The following is a 19,165-nucleotide window of genomic DNA, read 5'->3' on the forward strand; positions in this document are numbered from 1 at the left end:
TTTTGCTCTCGCCAGAGTTTGAGCATAGTTATGCACGTAGAAGTTAATCTATTTACGGTAAACAAGCGATTCCCTTTAACTATTAGTCGCGGAACCACAGCCAAGACAACCAATGTCTGGGTGAAGATTGTCAGCCCCAATGGGGGCGATCATGGCGATCGCATCGAAGGTTGGGGGGAAGCATCGCCGTTTGGCGTGGGCAATCATGCACAATCAACTGATACGATTAAAAATTCCCTAGAACAACTCGCGCCCGTTTTACAACCATTTCACCCGTTGCAGAGACAAGAAATTGAGCAAGTCTTAATCCAACATCGAGTTCCTTCGGCGGCGAGGGCGGCGTTAGATATGGCTTTGTATGACTGGCTAGGGAAATATGTAGGATTACCTCTGTGGCAAATCTGGGGACTGGATCGTAATGCTATAGTCCCAACTTCCGTCACCATTGGCATTAATTCACCAGCAGCAGCCCAAGCACGGGCGAGGGATTGGCTACAATTTACCGATGTGCGTCTATTTAAAGTCAAGTTAGGCAGTCCAGAAGGCATTACAGCCGATCAGCAAATGCTATTGGCAGTACAACAAGAAGCCCCAAATCAAGAATTTTTTGTGGATGCCAACGGCGGTTGGAGTTTGGCAGATGCCATTGAGATGTGCAATTGGTTGGCTGATTTAGGTATAAAGTATGTGGAGCAGCCTTTACCACGAGGACAGGAAGCAAATTTAGGAGAACTCAAAGAAAAATCACCCTTACCAATTTTTGTGGATGAGAGTTGTTTTAATATCTTTGATATTCCTCATCTGGCAAACTACGTAGATGGCATCAATATTAAATTGATGAAATCTGGGGGCTTAACTGAAGCCATGCGGATGGTACACACAGCACGGGCTTGTGGCTTACAAATCATGTTTGGCTGTTATTCTGACAGTTCGCTATCCAATACAGCTGCGGCACAACTCGCGCCGCTAGCTGATTATTTAGATTTAGATAGTCATTTAAATTTAATTGATGATCCCTTCACGGGTGCAGTGGTGCAAGAAGGGAGAGTATTACCAAACGAATTACCAGGCTTGGGAGTAAAATACAGTGCGTCTGCCGCTTAATCAAAAAGTTGCTATTTTATTGCATGAAGGAACTCAAGGGGCGATCGGGAAAACTGGGCTAGCACTGTTACGTTACAGTGAAGCCCCAATTGTCGCCGTGATAGACAAGGAGTGTGCAGGAAAATCTGTCAGAGAAATCACAGGCATTAAGCGAGATGTCCCCATTGTGGCATCGGTAGCAGCTGCCTTGGAATACAAGCCCCAAATCTTAGTAATTGGGATTGCCCCCAAAGGTGGCGGTGTTCCTGATGATTACTGGATAGAAATCAAAACAGCTTTGGAATCGGGAATGTCATTGGTGAATGGTTTGCATACACCCTTGGCAAATATGCCTGATTTAAATGCCCTACTCAAACCAGGACAATTAATTTGGGATGTCCGAAAAGAACCAGCCAACTTAGATATTGCTAGTGGTGCAGCGCGGACTTTACCCTGTCGGCGAGTGTTAACAGTAGGAACTGACATGGCTATTGGTAAAATGTCCACCAGTTTAGAACTGCATTGGTTATCAAAACTGCGGGGTTGGCGTTCCAAGTTTTTGGCTACCGGTCAAACTGGTGTGATGCTAGAAGGGGATGGTGTAGCCTTGGATGCTGTCCGCGTAGACTTTGCGGCTGGTGCAGTAGAACAGATGGTGATGCGCTATGGCAAAAACTACGACATCTTATATGTAGAAGGGCAAGGTTCATTATTACATCCTGGTTCAACTGCAACCTTACCCCTGATTCGTGGTTCACAACCTACTCAATTAGTTTTGGTACATAAAGCCGGACAAACCCATAACCGTAATAATCCCCATGTACCCATCCCACCTTTACCAGAAGTAATTAAGTTATATGAAACAGTCGCCAGTGCTGGTGGTGCATTTGGGAAAGTGCCTGTAGCAGGTATAGCATTGAACACCGCCCATTTAGATGAAGCTGCCGCCAAAGATGCGATCGCTCAAACCACAGATGAAACCGGTTTACCCTGTACCGATGTAGTCCGCTTTGGGGCAGATGTGCTTTTAGATGCAGTCATGCAAAGCTAGGGGTGTAGGTGGGCAAGGTAGTATATTTCTAAATACCCTGTCACCTGTCACCTGTCACCTGTCACCTAATTTACTGACAGCGATCGCAAACTCCCTGAACTATCACCTCGAATCTGTCTACTTTCAGTCCGGAACGGAGTTGGCCGAGATCAATATTGCCGAAGGTGTTCCATTGAATATCTTCAATCGTGCGACAGCAATTACACCGGAAATGATGATGGGGTGCAACATTGGCATCGTAACGGGAAACCCCCTCCTCTAATAGCACTTCTCGCACCAAGCCCACCTCACGCAACGCCTGAAGCGCAGCATAAACGGTTGCCTGTGATGAAGTTGGCGCATCTTTATTTAAGTCCGTTAAAATTTGCTCAACGGTGGGATGGTCTTCTCGTGCCAGCAGGTTCGCATAGACTGCGAATCTCTGAGGAGTGACTCGCAATCCTTTACTTTTTAGTGTTTTGATAATCTCGTCAGCTTGCTGCTGCATAGGATTTACTTGACCAAGGTAAATAAGCCTAGACCGCTATTATAACCTTTCTCCTCTAATAATTTAACTTTTTTAATAAATACAACAAGAAACCAGTATTTATAACTATTGACCAATTCTTAAGTTGGAATTATTCTGGTTTACAAGGTGAGCAAATACCACCGCCAAATCATTCAACTGCCACAAAAGTTTAATTATTCCATCTAAAAACGAGGTATTTATGACTGCTATTACTCGCGTTCCTAATGTTGTATTCAAAACTCGTGTTCGGGATGAATCTGTACCTGGCCCCAATCCTTTCCGTTGGCAGGACAGAACAACTCAAGAGATTTTTGGCGGGAAAAGAGTAGTCTTATTTGCTTTACCTGGTGCGTTCACTCCTACCTGTTCTTCTACCCACTTGCCTCGCTATGAAGAACTATATGATGAATTTAAAGCCCAAGGTATTGATCAAATTATTTGCTTATCAGTGAACGACGCGTTTGTCATGTTCCAATGGGGTAAACAACAGGGAGCTAAAAACGTGTTCTTGCTGCCCGATGGTAGTGGCGAATTTACCCGTAAGATGGGAATGTTAGTAGACAAATCTAACATCGGCTTTGGGATGCGTTCTTGGCGTTATGCAATGGTTGTCAACGACTGCCAAATTGAAAAGATGTTCATCGAACCTGGCTACGAAGACAATTGCCCCACTGATCCTTTTGAAGTCTCTGATGCTGATACAGTGCTGGCATACCTTAAAGGTGTAGAGCGTTCCAAAGAAGTTGCACCTCGGTTAGCATTTGTCGGCTAGTTGAAGAAGGTAGGGGGGCAGAGGGGCAGAGGAGCAGGGGAGCAGAGAAGCAGGGGAGAAATAACTTCCCAGTTACAACTCAGCAAGTTGCTCAACGCCCCGCTTCCGCTAACAGCACTCGACACTCAGCAGTCACTGGTTCATTATTCTGCGCTTGTTGGTTTTTCAGGCAAGGGAAGGTTAAAATTGCTTCCTTTGCCTGTTTTATTCAGGATGTTTGGGAGAAAGCGATGGCATACGATTTTGATTTATTTGTAATTGGTGCAGGCTCAGGTGGGATTGCAACTGCTCGCCGTGCCGCAGAATATGGCGCAAAAGTTGGTATTGCAGAGTTTGATAGACTCGGTGGTACTTGCGTTAATCGCGGTTGCGTACCAAAAAAATTAATGGTTTATGCTTCTCGCTTCCCCGGCATTTTTGAAGAATCCCAAGGTTATGGTTGGAGTCCTGTCCAAAGTTCCTTGAACTGGGAAGACATGATTACCCGTGTGAATAATGAGGTGATCCGACTCAATGGTATCTACCAACGGATGTTAGACAACTCCAAAGTCCAAGTATTCCAGGGGCGGGCTAAATTTGTTGATAGTCACACAGTAGAAATTGGTGATACTAAAGTCACCGCCGATAAAATCTTGATTGCTGTGGGGGGGACACCTGTTCGTCCTGATATCCCTGGTATTGAACACGCGCTGATTTCTGATGCTTTGTTTGAACTGAAAACCCAACCGAAACGGGTTGTACTTTTAGGTGGTGGTTACATCGGCTCTGAATTTGCTTGTATTTTGCATGGTTTAGGTACAGAAGTAATTCAAGTGATTCGCCATGATAAGATTTTGCGGGGATTTGACGAAGATTTGCGGACAGAAATTCAAGAAGGGATGATTCGTCACGGCATTAGGATTATCAATAATGCTGATATTGTAGGAATTACTAAGACAGATAGTGGTGTCAGCGTCACAGTAAAAACAGACACCGAAGAAAACATTTTGGCAGACGCAATCAGTTTGGCTGCTTTAGGACGGAAACCAAATACTGATAATTTAGGTTTAGAGAATACTTCAGTCAAAGTAGACAGCGCAGGGATGATTTTAGTTGACGGCTACAGTCGCACGGCGGCAGAAAATATATATGCTGTAGGTGATTGCACGAGTAAAATTCAACTAACTCCGGTAGCAATTAATGAAGGGCGAGCTTTTGCAGATACCGTCTTTGGTGGTAAATCTCGTGTGATGAGCTATGAAAACATTCCCACAGCGATTTTCACCACCCCTGAAGCTGCCACAGTGGGCTTAACAGAAGCCGAAGCCATTGAGAAATATGGTAGCGATCGCATTAAAATTTATCGTAGTCGTTTCCGTCCCATGTACTACACCCTCCCAGGGAAGGAAGAAAAAACCCTGATGAAATTGGTAGTAAACACAGAAACCGATCAAGTGTTAGGCGCACACATGGTTGGTGATCATGCAGGAGAAATCATACAAGGAATAGCGATCGCTGTGAAGATGGGAGCGAAAAAAGCCGATTTCGATGCTACAGTTGGTATTCATCCTAGTTCGGCAGAAGAATTTGTCACGATGCGTTAGGGATTGGGGATTGGGGATTGGGGATTGGGGGAGACAAGGAAGAATTTACTTCCTCTGCTCCTCTGCTCCCCTGCTCCTCTGCTCCTCTGCTCCCCTGCTCCCCTGCTCCCCTGCCCCCCTATACCCCTAACCACCTGTGGCAAATGAGGACAATTGCTCATACCCTTAGATAAAGAGCCTTTGTTATAGGTGGACTCAGGATGAAACGAAGCCGGAAGTCTCTGCTGTTAGCTTTAAACTGGATATTGCTGTCAGTTGCTACATCACTGCTAATTATTATCACGCAACCGATCGCACCCACTCCAGCCCAAGAACCAACTGTTGAAACGACAAACCCACCCAACCCAGAAAGCCCACAAGCCGAAAAGTTAAGGGACGCGCTACGGCGTTCCTCTCAAACTGAAACTAGCGATTCTCCCAAGTCACCACAGCCAGAAACCTCAGATCCACAACAACCCAATACAGAAGCTACTGAACCGCAAGAACCAGCTCCCACTCCAGAAGAAATTGCCCGCCAGCAGAAACTTATAGAAGCAGATAAGTTGTATTTAGCAGGCAAAATTACAGAAGCCCAAAAGCTATATCGTGAGGTGAAAGCACCCTTTACCAAGACAGGTAATGCACAGCCAGAACGTAAAACAGCCATACTTGATCCTGCTCAACTTTCACCCGCAGGGAGAGTTTATTGGCGAGAAGCCGAAGCTGGGATAGCCAAAAACTTGCAAACACGGGCTTTAGTACCTCTGCAATTATTAGTTGAACAGTATCCAGAATTTATTCCTGGTCATATTCGCTACGCTGACACTTTAACTAAATACGATCGCACGAAAGAAGCATTAGACGTATTAGAACGGGCAACTTCTCTATATTCTGACCAACCAGAATTAACTAAAGCTAGAGTCACTGCACTAGCTAAAGCCGAAAAATGGATGGAAGCCTCCTTAGCCGCCCGTCAATTTGCCATCCTCAACCCCCAAAGTCCCCAAGCGGCAGAATTTACCGAATTAGCCGAAGCCAATCTCAAACGCTACACATCTCATATTCGCGCTGAAATTCGAGGTAACGTGATTAGTAACATTATCACAGGTGCTTTGGGTTATGCCGTCACTGGTAGTTTGCTAGGGCCATTTTCTGCCCTCGATTCCACAATTTTACTGCTCCAAGGTGAACAATCTGTAGGTGAATCAGTCGCTAAACAAGCGAGAAAACAGATGCCTTTAGTAATAGATGAAGCTACATTGGCATATGTCAATGATATTGGTCAAAAATTAGCTAATACTGCCGGTAGACGAGAATTTAAATATGAATTTTTTGTCATTCCGGAAGAAGATCTGAACGCTTTTGCCCTCCCAGGGGGGAAAATATTTATTAATGCAGGTGCGATCGCTAAAACTAACTCAGAAGCAGAATTAGCAGGCTTAATTGGACATGAATTAGCCCATGTCGTTTTATCCCACGGTTTTCAATTAGTTACCCAAGGTAATCTCATTGCCAATGTTACCCAGTATCTACCTTTCGGTGGCACAATCGGGCGACTATTTGCACTAACTTACAACCGCGACATGGAACGACAAGCCGATCTTCTTGGTACACGCTTAATTGTTGCTAATGGTTATGCAGCCGATGGTTTGCGTAACTTAATGGTAACGCTGGATCAACAAAAGAAATTTAGCATTCCCACTTGGCTATCTTCTCACCCAGGCGGTAATGAACGAGTAAATTATTTAGAAAATATGATTACTCGCAATAATTACAACCGCTACGCCTTTGAAGGAGTAGAACGCCATGCAGAGATTAAAGCCAAAGTCAAAAAACTGCTTCAAGACAAAAAAGAACAAGCAGAAAAAAAGCAACCTACTGAATGAATCAAAAGTCAAAATTTTTCGTCAATGAAAATATATCCACTCTGTGTCCATTAGAGGAGCGTTTATGTTATCAAAAAGCTGGAAGTTTGCTTGTGTGGGTGGCCTGGGTTTATCTTTGTTTTTGGGTAATGGGGCGGCATTTGCCCAATTAGATGATGTAGTTGTACCAACTGTACCATCAGGTTCATCAACAACAACAAACACAACTACACCATTTCCCACAGATACATCAGTAAATACACCCACTTCCACCACTACAGTTGGTGGTGCGCGGTTTGTTTGCCAACAGTATAACGGTCAATTTACTGTGATGTATCAACCCCAAAGTCAACCAGGACAATACTTTCCTTGGGCTACTCCTGCGGCTTTAGGTGGTGGTTGGAATCCCCAATTGCGTTGTCAAACCATTGCCAATCGCTTAGAAACCTATCGTCCAGATGGTTTACAAGAACTTCAAACATCTGTAGAAAATAACGAAAACATCGTTTGTGTCACCACAGAAAGTAATGCTAGATGTCGGATTGTTTTGACAGTACCCCGCAACAGAGATCCCTACATCGTCCGCAATAGCATTTTCCAGAACCTAGTGTCTGCTGATAGTGGCCAGGCAACTACGGCAGTTAACACTTATACTAATCGCGGTAGAGCCGGAGATGAAATTTATAACTTAGGCCGCACCTTGCTAGGTAATGGTAATCGAGTCAATTCACTCAGAAGTGGTATTAATCTCAAACCTTACCTTGATGTTAGAGATGGAGGTACAGGTAGAAACTTGAAAAATGGCGTAGCAATTCGCAATCAATCTCAAGTTCGCCCTCGGTTAAATCCTGATAGATTCCGTTAGAGTTGAGGAAGTAGGAAGTGGGGAATGGAAGGTAACTTTTTCCCACAGTGTATTTTGAGTTGGTTTATCAGTACAAAAGTTTTTCAGTAATTGAATATATGGACTTTAGGGTGGGCTATTAGCTCACCCCGAATTAACCATTAGACATCTCCAGAAATGAAATATGCGTTTTCCAGTAGAGACGTTCTATGGAACGTCTCTACATTCTTTTTTGGAGATGTCTATCCATAGAGAAGCCACTATGACTATTGACTAATATAGCTGTAGACAAGGCTGGTATGGATTTTACTATTGCCTATTGCCCATTGCCTTCTGCTATAACTATCTGCTTTTAACCTTTTGCTAGCTATTTCTTAATCTAGCTGGGATAGTTTTAAATTTAGCAATCCGCATAAATACTGAATTAAGGCATATAGCTGGTTTCTGGCGATTGCCTTAATTTGCCATGAGGATTGAGCGATCGCCCTAAATTTCAACTGCGTCTTAGCAGTTAATGTTGTCTTAATTACCCAGAAGCATGACATTTACACTTCAAATTCTCCACGCCTCGGACTTTGAAGGTGGCATTGATGCTGCCGGCACTAGCCCTCAGACTTCTGATGCAGTGCGCTTTTCAGCAGTGCTAAATCGTTTGCGGACTAATACTGATACCAATACTTTCGGAGTTTCATCTACTGTATTAGCCAACACATTAACCCTATCCTCTGGGGATAATTATATTCCAGGTGTATTTTTCAACGCTTCTAGTGATACCAGCCTGAACAATGTAGGCGGTTTGGGTAGTTCCTCAGCACCTGTAATTGGACGAGGTGATATTGGCATTCTCAATGCTTTGGGTATTCAAGCCTCTGTATTAGGAAACCATGAATTTGATTTAGGTGTCAGACAAGTCCGCGATATTCTCCGCACTGGTGGTGGAAATCCAGGCACAAGATTTCCTTATTTAAGCAGCAACTTAGATTTTAGTAACGAAATAGCTTCTAACACTAATCCAGATGGGGCTTTAGGTGCATCTGATTTAGCAACTAACCAGGATACAGCCGAAGCTAGTACCATATCTGGGAAAATTGCTAAAAGTACAGTAATTACTCTTCCTGGTAATGATGGTATTGCTGGTAACGCTGATGACCAAATCATCGGGATTGTTGGGGCAACTACACCTTTATTACCGACAATTTCTAGTTCTGGTCGTGTCGGTGTTTTTCCAGAAAATCCTATTGATTATGATGCTCTAGCGGCTAGAGTTCAAAGCCAAGTTGATGTCTTAACGGCGGCGGGAATTAATAAAATTATCCTACTGGCGCATATGCAGCAGTTGGATATCGAAGCCAATCAATTAGCACCACGATTAAGAGATGTTGATGTCATTGTTGCGGGTGGTTCTCACTCCATCTTATCTGATAATAACGACCCCCTAAGAACAGGCGATACATCTGGTGGTACATATCCAATCATCAGAAATTCCGCCAGCAACCAACCTGTATTAGTGGTGAATACAGAGGCAAATTATCAGTATGTGGGACGTTTGATTGCCACCTTTGATGATGCAGGTATCATCCAAACTAACACCTTAGATCCCAATATTAACGGGGCTTACGCCACAGACCAAGCCGGTGTAGATCGAGTTTATGGGGTTGCTAACTTTGATCCAGCAGGTGACATTACAACTTTTACTAATGCGTCTGCCAATACAGAACATCAAAAAATTGTCGATATTACCAACGGCATTCGTAACGTTATTGCTAGTAAAGATGATTTAATTGTAGGAAAAGCTAGTGTTTTCCTGAATGGTACACGTACCGATGTTAGAACCAGGGAAACTAATTTTGGTAATTTAACAGCTGATGCTAATTTATGGCAAGCTCAACAAATTGATCCAACTGTAGTTATTTCCTTAAAAAATGGCGGTGGTATTCGAGATAATATTGGTGTAATTGCAGCTGGTGCAGGTGCTACTGATGCCTCAGATGTCCAGAAATTACCAACCCAACCTAGTGCTTTAGCTCCTAATAAGCAAGAGGGTGATATTTCACAATTAGATGTAGAAAATTCCCTGCGATTTAATAATAGTTTAAGTTTAATTACCGTTACTGCCCAACAGTTAAAGTGGTTATTAGAACATGGAGTTGCGGCTATTGCACCGGGAAGGACACCGGGACAGTTTCCGCAGGTAGCAGGTTTAACCTTTAGTTTTGATCCAACAAGAACAGCGATCGCTTTCAATAATAATGGCAATGTTACCACCCCAGGCGAGCGAGTTCGCAGCTTAACCGTTGTCAAAGAAGATGGTTCACCTCTAGATGTAGTAGTGCAGGATGGTGACTTAATCGGTGATCCTAACCGCACCTTCCGGATGGTGACATTAAACTTCTTAGCGGGAACAAGTATTAATCAAACTACGCCGGGTTTAGGTGGTGATAGTTATCCTTTCCCAAAATTTGTTCAAGATAATCCCACTTTAGCCAACCGGGTAGATTTACGGGGTGAAACTACAGATGTTAACGGTAATGGTGTTATAGATGCACCCCTGACATTAGATAACGGTGTGTTCACATTTGCGGCGGCGGGTACAGAACAAGATGCTTTTGCCGAATACATGAATACTTTCTATCGCACCACACCTTACAACATTAGCGATGCAGGTTTCCGGCGTGATTTTGTTCGCAACATTAACCTCACAGACAACAATACCACCCGCAACACCGATAATAGTTTGACAGTTTCGGGTAACGCCAATCTCCGTTTTACCCTAAGCGGAGTCAACACCACAGGGGTAAATGAAATTGGTGTGTTTGCAGTGGATGATGAGCAAAACACTGTTAATGGTTTAACTCCTGGTAGCGATGGATATATACAAGCAGCTTTAAGTCGGGGAAGAGTCGTATTTTCAGCCATATCTAATAATCCCCAAGGTTATGGTATTGGTCAAATTTCTCGCACCTTATCTGGTTTTAGTAACAGTTCTCGCCTTGTCTTTTACTTAGTACAAAACAGCACAACTGACGCAGTTCTCGCAGGTAAGCAAGCTAATGTATTTTTTAGCACAGTCAACACTGCTGCCCAAGTGAATGATTTAGCAGGTAGTTATGAAATTGCTTGGCGAGAACAGCAAAATAATCAGGCTTTTAATAACTTAGTAGTCGCAGTTGAAAGAACTACTCAAACCGAAATTTTAGGTACTAGACTCCAAGGTCAAGAACAAAAAGAACTTATAGACCTACGTGGTTTAACAGGTCAACAGATAGGAGCAGAATTTATAGTCAATCGAGAAGCTGCCTTTAACAATACTGTGGGTTTCTATCGAGTTGTTGATGCTAATGGTGGTATTGACATCAATGGTGATGGTACTGCTGATGTACTTCCAGGACAAAATGGTTATGCTCAAGCCGCAGTCAGGGGAAGAGTTTCTGGTACTGATTTGGCAGTAGCGAACCAAGGTACTGCTAGGTTTACAGAACAACTAGCAGGAGGGGGTATATATGCTCCCTTCATCATCAGCAACGGTACTATCAATCAAGTCCTCAATGGACAAACCAGCCAAGTTTACTTTCCTTTTTTGGGTGCTAATCCCAATCAAATTGACCATATTCGTCTCTTAGGAGACAACATTTTTGGCTTTGAGGATTTACCAGGTGGTGGCGACTTGGACTACAACGATGTCATTGTTCGGGTCAATTTGAATATTATTTAACCTCGCCACTTAATTAATGCAGATATCAAACATTCAACTGTCAGATTTTTCTTCGCTCACTCTGGATTGCATTCAGAAATAAACTATGACGACTAACACTAACCCAACAATCCGCTTTTCTCAATTCAATGCTTCCCTCAACCGCAATACAGAAGGCCAGTTAGTAAGTGATTTATCTACTCCTAACAATGCTCAGGCCAAAGCTGTAGCGGAAATTATTCAGCGTACTAACCCAGATGTGTTGCTGATTAATGAGTTCGACTATGTTGCTAGTGATCCTCTAGAACCAGTTCAACTATTTCAGCAAAATTACTTAGCTGTTAGTCAAAATGGCGCGACTCCCGTTAATTATCCCTACGTCTATATAGCTCCTTCTAACACGGGGATTGCTTCTGGATTTGACTTGGATAACAACGGCTCAGTTGGTGGTGGTAATGATGCCTTTGGCTTTGGCAATTTCCCCGGTCAGTTTGGGATGTTGCTACTGTCTAAATATCCCATTGATACTGCTAATGTGCGTACCTTCCAAAATTTCTTGTGGAAGGATATGCCAGACTCTCTATTACCGACTATTCAAACCCCTGGCTCAGATGTTCCTTGGTATTCCCCAGAAGAACAAGCTATCTTACGCCTATCTTCCAAGAGTCACTGGGATGTACCAATTAAGGTCAATGGGCAAACAATTCATGTGTTGGTGAGCCATCCTACACCCCCAGTATTTGATGGTGCAGAAGACCGCAACGGTAAGCGCAACCATGATGAAATTCGCTTTTGGGCAGACTATATCACCCCAGGTCAAGGTGATTATATCTATGATGATGCAGGCAATACAGGCGGTCTAGTTGCTGGTTCTAGCTTTGTGATCATGGGTGATCAAAATGCTGATCCATATGATGGGGATAGCTATGACAAGGCCATTCTCCAACTGTTACAGAACCCTGGCATCAATACTAATGCCATTCCCACAAGTCCCGGCGCACCCCAGCAGGCAGTTTTGCAAGGTGGTGCAAACACCAACCACAAAGGTAATCCGGCTTTTGATACAGCAGATTTTGCTGATACAACTCCAGGTAACTTGCGGGCAGATTATGTTCTACCCTCTACCGATTTGCAAATTATTAACTCAGCCGTATTTTGGCCGGAAAATACTGCCCCAGAATTTGCTCCAGTAGGTAATTTTCCCTTCCCTAGTTCCGACCATCGTTTGGTGTGGGTAGACGTAGAAGTAGGAGCGACACCAGCAGGTAAAACCCTCCCCAATGCCGAATTTGAGGAACAGGCAACCTTCCCCACTGGCTTTATTCCTGAAGGTGCAGGCGGAATAGTCGATGGCGTAGCAGCACAAATGGGTGGCTTATCTGGTGTCACCTATGATGCGGCTAATAAAGTTTACTATGCCATCTCAGACGATCGCTCTCAATTCGCCCCAGCCCGTTTTTATACCTTCACAGACAATGGGGAGATAGAATTTACCAATGTCATCACCCTCAAAGACTCCAACGGTAATACTTTTCCCATATTCAGTCTTGACCCGGAAGGTATCGCTTTAACCAAAAATGGTACGGTGTTTATCTCTTCAGAAGGGGAAGCCAATATTAACGCTGGTCGTGTCAGCAATCCTTGGATTAAAGAATTTGACTTAGCTACTGGGCAGGAATTGCGCTCATTACCCCTGCCTGTGAAGTTCTCACCAGTTGTACAAGACACTAATGGTGATGGCATTGTCAATGCAGGTGATACGCAGATATCCGGTGTGCGGAATAACTTAGCGTTTGAAAGCCTCACCATTAGCCCTGACCAGAAAACCCTCTACACAGCCACCGAAAACGCCCTATTGCAAGATGGTGCAAGAGCTTCTTTAACTAGCGGTAGCCCTTCTCGCATCCTGCAATATAACTTAGTTAGTGGTCAGCCAGAAAAAGAATATCTCTATGTTACTGATGCGATCGCTGATGTCCCCAACCCGTCTACAGGATTTGCAGATAACGGTTTGGTGGATTTACTGGCGATTGATAACCGAGGTACTCTCCTGGCTGTGGAACGTTCCTTTGCTGTGGGCGTAGGTAATACCATCAAAATCTATGAGGTGTCCTTGCAAGGTGCAACGGATATTAGCACCATTGACTCTTTAGCAAGCCTGAGTGCAGCAGAATTAGCTGCCTTAAGACCTGCCAGCAAGCGCCTAGTGTTGAACTTAAACGACCTCGACTTACCCACCGGTACAGATAACATCGAAGGAATTACTTTCGGCCCCAAATTGGCTGATGGTCGGCAATCAATTGTTTTGGTCAGTGATAACAACTTCAGCACTGCTCAATTTACGCAAATTCTGACTTTGAGTGCAGATTTAGTTCCCACTGCTACCCCCACCGTCGAAACCCGCCCCGATTTATTTGACGATGACGATGCCAGCATCCCGGAAGTTGACCGAGATGCGGATGCTGACGACCCCGCTATTTATGTTAATGCTACTGACCCCTCAGCCAGCCTTGTATTGACAGTAGCTAAAAACGCTGGCTTGCGGGTTTATGACTTGTCTGGAAATCTTCTCCAAACCGTTAACCCTGGTGATATTCGTTACAACAACATTGACCTGCAATATGGGTTTAAATTGGGTGATGAAGGTATAGATATCGCTGTGGCGAGCGATCGCAACAACGATAAACTTGTAATCTTTAAAATTAACCCCAACCCCACCACCCCCGGTCAATACCTGGAAGACATTACCGACAGCAGTATCGGGACTCTCTTCCAAGCCGCACCCTTTGAGCCGCCTTACTCATCAGATGAACGCAGTGCTTACGGTGTGGCTTTATATCGTAGCCCCATAACCAATGATTACTATGTATTTGTTAATCGCCGTGAAACTGGTGATATCGCCCAGTTCAAGTTGATTGATCAAGGCAACGGCAAGATTGGGGCGGAACGGGTGCGGCAGTTTACTATCCCCACAGATGAGGGAATTGACCCCCAAACCGAGGGCATGGTAGCAGACCAAGAAACAGGCTTTCTCTACATCGGACAGGAAAATGTTGGTATCTGGAAATACCAAGCAGAACCCGATGGCAGTAACACTGGCAAGTTGATAGATAAAGTCAAAGCCTTGGGTGGTTCTTACCTCACCGACGATGTTGAAGGTTTAACTATTTACTACGGCAAAAACGGTACAGGCTATCTCTTGGCATCCAGCCAAGGGGACAACACCTTTGTGGCTTATACCCGTGAAGGTAACAACGAATATTTAGGTAGCTTTGCCGTGGGTAGTAATGGGGCGATTGATAGCGTGCAAGAGTCTGACGGCGCAGATGTCGTCAACGTGCCACTGGGGCCGAATTTCCCCTTTGGTTTATTTGTCACTCAAGATGGCTCGAACGATCCCGCCCGACTTGTTGAAGATGACGGCGAACTCGAAAATGTCAACACCAACTTCAAGCTAGTGCCTTGGGAAAACATCGCCCATGCTTTTCCCCAACCCCTAGCAATTGATACCTCCAGTTACAATCCGCGTACTCCTATGGCACAACCAAAGCTGACTGTCTACGAATTTAATGATCTACCAAAGTTAGGTACAACCATCACTGGTCAAGATATTTTCTTGGGTGGTTTCTCTGGGCTGTACTTCCAAGGGATTGCTGCTAACGGTAATTTGCAGTTTGTCGCTCACACCGATAGAGGCCCTAATGGAGAACCCATTGGTGCTAACAGACCATTTGTTTTACCAGACTTCCAACCAGAAGTGGTGAGCTTTGAACTTAACCGCCCCACCGGGGAAATTACCATCACTAAGAGAATGGGCTTATTCGGTCCCGATGGTGTCACCCCGTTGACAGGACTAGCCAACCTGCAAGCAGGTGCTAGCGGTACAGCCTACACCGATGAAAATCCTGTAGATTTGAATAACCAGCCGCTACCGAATGACCCCTTGGGCGCAGATTTAGAGGGGATTGTGGTTGCACCTAATGGTGACTTGTGGATGGTGGATGAGTATCGTCCAGCGATTTATCACTTTGATAGTAATGGTAAATTGCTTGATCGCTTTATTCCTGTCGGTGATGCTACTGACTCTTCCCAAAACGGTGGTACATTTTTTGGCACACCTGTGTTTCCGGCAGTCTACGCCCAAAGACGTAATAACCGAGGCTTTGAAGCTGTAGCACTGGAAGGTAATAAACTGTATGCCTTTATTCAAAGTGCGATTGATAACCCGGATTTTGGCAATGATGCCACTTCCAGAAATTCCCGCAATTTGAGGATTTTGGAATTTGACATCATTTCTAAACAGGTGACTGGTGAATATCTTTATCTGCTTGATAATATTTCCGGCAGTGGTAATGCCAGAACAGACAAAATTGGCGATGCTGTCTCTCTGGGTAATGGTAAATTCGCTGTGGTTGAGCGAGATGATTTAGAAGACAACACATCTAACAAACTCATCTTCCAGATTGATTTGGCAGGGGCAACCAACATTTATAATCCTGCTAACTTGGGGACACTGCCCCCTGGTAAAACCATAGAACAATTAACAGTTGCCGAGTTAGCAGCAGCGAATATTGTTCCTGTCACCAAAACCCTGATTGCTAATGCAGCTGAACTTGGTTACACCGGAGTCAGCAAGCTAGAAGGTTTGGCTTTGGTAGACTCCAAAACTCTAGCTTTAGTCAACGACAATGATTTTAGTATCGTCGGCACTCAGATCAATCCTGACGGCACCATCGGGATTACAGTTGCATCCCCTAGTTTGCCGTCAAAACTCGGCTTACTAGAATTACCCTATACGTTGGATGGGTCAAAATTAACCCTCAAAGGTTTTGCTGTCCTCCCGGCTGATAGCTACGCTGAAGGGCCACCATCCGGTAATTCCATCACGGGTAATACCAACGGACGGACTATACCATTTACTAACCAGCCCATCCAAGGCTTTAGTGCGGTACAAGTTGCCGATGATAATTCTTACTGGTTCTTGTCTGACAACGGTTTTGGTAGTAAGGCTAATAGTCCTGATTACCTGTTGCGGATTTATCGCCTTGACCCCAGTTTCCGAGGTACAGAAAATGGCGATCGCAGTGTCAATGTCTTGGATTTTATCCAACTATCTGACCCAGATAACAAAATTCCCTTCCAGATTGTCAATGAAAATACCAGCGATCGCCTCCTCACTGGTGCAGATTTCGATATTGAATCTTTCGTCATTGCCGAAGATGGCACAATCTGGATAGGCGAAGAATTTGGCCCCTATCTGTTACACGTCGATGCTACCGGCAAGTTATTAGCTGCGCCTATCCCCACACCTAATATCACTAATCTCAACACTCTCAATGGTCAAGCACCACTGGTAATTGGACACCGAGGCGCAAGCGGCGAACTCCCAGAACATACCTTAGCTGCATATCAGTTGGCCATTGAACGCGGTGCTGACTTCATCGAACCCGACATTGTGGTAACGAAAGACGGAGTGTTAATTGCCCGCCACGAACCCAACTTGATTAACACTACTGACGTTGCCAACCGTCCAGAGTTTGCCGATCGCCGGACAACAAAAATCGTCGATGGGTTTGCGGAAGAAGGCTTCTTTGCCGAAGATTTTACCTTGGCAGAAATCAAAACCTTACGGGCAGTTATGCCGCAAAGCTTCCGCCCTCAAGAGTTTAATGGTCTGTATGAAGTTCCGACTTTAGAGGAGATCATTCAGCTAGTGAAGCAGGTAGAAGCTGATACAGGGAAGAAAATCGGCATCTATCCCGAAACCAAGCACCCAACCTACTTTTTAGACCAAGGCTACGATATTACTCAGACATTAATTGATACTCTAGTAGCCAACGATTTCACTGACCCATCACGGATATTTATTCAGTCCTTCGAGACAGCCAATCTCAAAGCACTCAATAATGTCATTATGCCTGCGGCTGGGGTTGACTTGCCCTTAGTGCAGCTACTAGACGCATTTGATGTCAATTTGGATGGTTCATTACAAGAGGTTCGCCCCTACGATTTTGTAGTCAGTGGGGACTCACGTACCTATGCAGACTTACGCACAGCCGCAGGTTTAGCGGAAATTGCCACCTACGCTGACGGTATTGGCCCCTGGAAACGGATGATTAGATCCGTGCAAGGTGTTGATGCTAACAGTGACGGAGTAGCAGATGATGTTAACGGCGACGGTTTAGTTAACGATGCTGATAAAACCCTGACTGCACCCACAACTTTAGTCCAAGAGGCCCATGCAGCAGGCTTGTTTGTCCATGCCTACACCTTCCGTAACGAACGACGTTATCTAGCCCAAAGCTACAACAACGCCGAAGCTGAATACAGAGACTTCATTCAGCTAGGCATTGACGGCTACTTCACAGACTTCCCAGGTACAGGCGATCGCGTCCGTGATTTGTTCACCGATGAGTTTGTGCGATCGCCTGATCACCCTGATTTCCTCACAGAACCATCTAATCCTAACCTGTCTCGTTCCCGTGGGTTTGAGGGTATGGCTGTCAGCCTAGACCAAAAAACCCTGTATCCCATGTTGGAAGGGACTGTAGTTGGTGATCCTGCCAACTCTGTGCGGATCTATAAATTTGATCTTGCTACTAAGCAATATCAGGGTTTAGTTGGTTACTACTTCCTAGAAAACCCCAGTCACGCCATTGGTGATATCACCGTTATCAACGAAAATGAATTTTTGGTGATTGAACGGGACAATGGTCAAGGTGCTAATGCCCGATTCAAGAAGTTATTCAAGGTTGACTTCTCAAACAAAGATGCTAATGGATTTGTTAGCAAAGAAGAAATCGGTGATCTGCTGAATATCGCTGATCCTAAAGACTTAAATGGCGATGGTAGCACTAAATTCACCTTCCCCTTCCAAACTATCGAGTCTGTAGTGGTGCTGGATGCCAAAACAGTGCTACTAGCTAACGATAATAACTACCCCTTCTCTATCGGTCGTCCTCCAGGTATTGATAACAACGAGTTTATCGTTCTGGAACTAGACCAGCCCCTCAACTTACCCACCCCTGTAATCAGTCTTGCTGCTACTAAAGCAACAGCTACTGAAACAGAATCTACACCGGGAGTCTTCCGCATTTCTCGCGTAGGTAACACCAGTCAATCGCTAACAATTAATTACACCGTTGCAGGTACTGCGACCAATGACAGCGATTACAACAACCTCACTGGTACGGCTACCATTGCAGCCGGAAAAACCTACGTTGATATTACTGTCACTCCCGTTGATGATGCCTTGGTAGAAGGGAATGAAACCGTCATTCTCAATATCATTGATGGCAGTAATTATGATTTGGCTGCTAATGCTAGTGCTACCGTCACTATCATTGATAACGATTTCAATAACTTCAATGGTAGTGGTAGCCGTGACCCCATCACTGGTACTGCTGGTAATGACCGGATTGTTGGTGGTACTGGTGGCAAAACCATTGCCACTGGCGCAGGTAATGACGAGTTGATCTACACCAGCATCAGAGAAGTAGGTCATACCATCACTGATTTTGAAGTAGGTAGCGACAAAATCGTACTGACACAGTTACTAAGTAGCTTAGGTTACGACGGTAGTAATGCGATCGCAGATGGTTATGTCCGCCTAGTCCAAGGCCGCACTACTAACAGTACCATCCTGCAAATTGATAGCGATGGACCCCTTGGCCCCGGCATCTTCCGCCCATTCCTAGCTTTGGATAACGTCACTCCAGCAGCGATGAACAATCCTCAAAACTTCGTGTTTTAAGGAGACTGGGGATTGGGGAGAGGAAACCCGTATCTG

At 44.7% G+C, this 19,165-nt stretch carries 10 protein-coding genes; 8 read left to right on the forward strand and 2 right to left on the reverse strand.

Features of this window, described 5'->3' with window-relative positions; all coding sequences use genetic code 11:
* The first annotated feature begins 30 nt into the window (after window positions 1–30).
* Window positions 31–1,104 carry a dipeptide epimerase gene (locus NOS7524_RS08540; RefSeq protein ID WP_015138084.1) on the forward strand — a complete coding sequence of 358 codons (1,074 nt, stop codon included), beginning with the start codon at window positions 31–33 and terminating at the stop codon, window positions 1,102–1,104.
* Window positions 1,088–2,134, forward strand: coding sequence for a DUF1611 domain-containing protein (locus NOS7524_RS08545; RefSeq protein ID WP_015138085.1), 1,047 nt, complete (start codon window positions 1,088–1,090; stop codon window positions 2,132–2,134). The genes NOS7524_RS08540 and NOS7524_RS08545 overlap by 17 nt, the downstream gene beginning before the upstream one ends.
* Before the next feature lie 70 nt (window positions 2,135–2,204).
* Here the strand turns inward: NOS7524_RS08545 and NOS7524_RS08550 are convergent, their stop codons facing one another.
* Complete coding sequence (locus tag NOS7524_RS08550) at window positions 2,205–2,621, reverse strand: Fur family transcriptional regulator (protein ID WP_015138086.1); 417 nt, start codon at window positions 2,619–2,621, stop codon at window positions 2,205–2,207.
* Between the two features lie 220 nt (window positions 2,622–2,841).
* Between NOS7524_RS08550 and NOS7524_RS08555 the strand changes: the two genes are divergently transcribed.
* The 4 genes from NOS7524_RS08555 to NOS7524_RS08575 all read left to right on the forward strand — a co-directional run bounded on the left by NOS7524_RS08555 (window position 2,842) and on the right by NOS7524_RS08575 (window position 7,706).
* On the forward strand, window positions 2,842–3,414 hold the full coding sequence (locus NOS7524_RS08555) for a peroxiredoxin (protein ID WP_015138087.1): 573 nt from the start codon (window positions 2,842–2,844) through the stop codon (window positions 3,412–3,414).
* A 230-nt stretch (window positions 3,415–3,644) separates the two neighbouring features.
* On the forward strand, window positions 3,645–4,997 hold the full coding sequence (gorA, locus tag NOS7524_RS08565; RefSeq protein ID WP_015138088.1) for a glutathione-disulfide reductase: 1,353 nt from the start codon (window positions 3,645–3,647) through the stop codon (window positions 4,995–4,997).
* Between the two features lie 200 nt (window positions 4,998–5,197).
* The gene (locus tag NOS7524_RS08570; RefSeq protein ID WP_015138089.1) at window positions 5,198–6,862 is read left to right on the forward strand and encodes a M48 family metallopeptidase; all 1,665 of its coding nucleotides are present in this window, start codon (window positions 5,198–5,200) and stop codon (window positions 6,860–6,862) included.
* A 64-nt stretch (window positions 6,863–6,926) separates the two neighbouring features.
* Complete coding sequence (locus tag NOS7524_RS08575; protein WP_015138090.1) at window positions 6,927–7,706, forward strand: COP23 domain-containing protein; 780 nt, start codon at window positions 6,927–6,929, stop codon at window positions 7,704–7,706.
* A gap of 353 nt (window positions 7,707–8,059) precedes the next feature.
* On the opposite strand, the gene NOS7524_RS29910 is transcribed toward NOS7524_RS08575, so the two are convergent.
* Entirely contained in the window at window positions 8,060–8,230 is a 171-nt protein-coding gene (locus tag NOS7524_RS29910) for a hypothetical protein (protein WP_171815361.1), read from the reverse strand.
* Between NOS7524_RS29910 and NOS7524_RS08580 the strand changes: the two genes are divergently transcribed.
* Both NOS7524_RS08580 and NOS7524_RS28380 read left to right on the forward strand, forming a co-directional pair.
* Window positions 8,224–11,397: a 5'-nucleotidase C-terminal domain-containing protein gene (locus NOS7524_RS08580; RefSeq protein ID WP_015138091.1), complete on the forward strand. Its 3,174-nt coding sequence runs from the start codon at window positions 8,224–8,226 to the stop codon at window positions 11,395–11,397. The two genes, NOS7524_RS29910 and NOS7524_RS08580, sit on opposite strands and share 7 nt — an antisense overlap.
* An 85-nt stretch (window positions 11,398–11,482) precedes the next feature.
* Window positions 11,483–19,129, forward strand: a complete 7,647-nt coding sequence (locus tag NOS7524_RS28380; RefSeq protein WP_015138092.1) for a phytase — start codon at window positions 11,483–11,485, stop codon at window positions 19,127–19,129.
* Window positions 19,130–19,165 lie beyond the last annotated feature (36 nt).

Origin of the sequence: Nostoc sp. PCC 7524 (assembly GCF_000316645.1) — a bacterium.
Lineage (GTDB): Bacteria > Cyanobacteriota > Cyanobacteriia > Cyanobacteriales > Nostocaceae > Trichormus.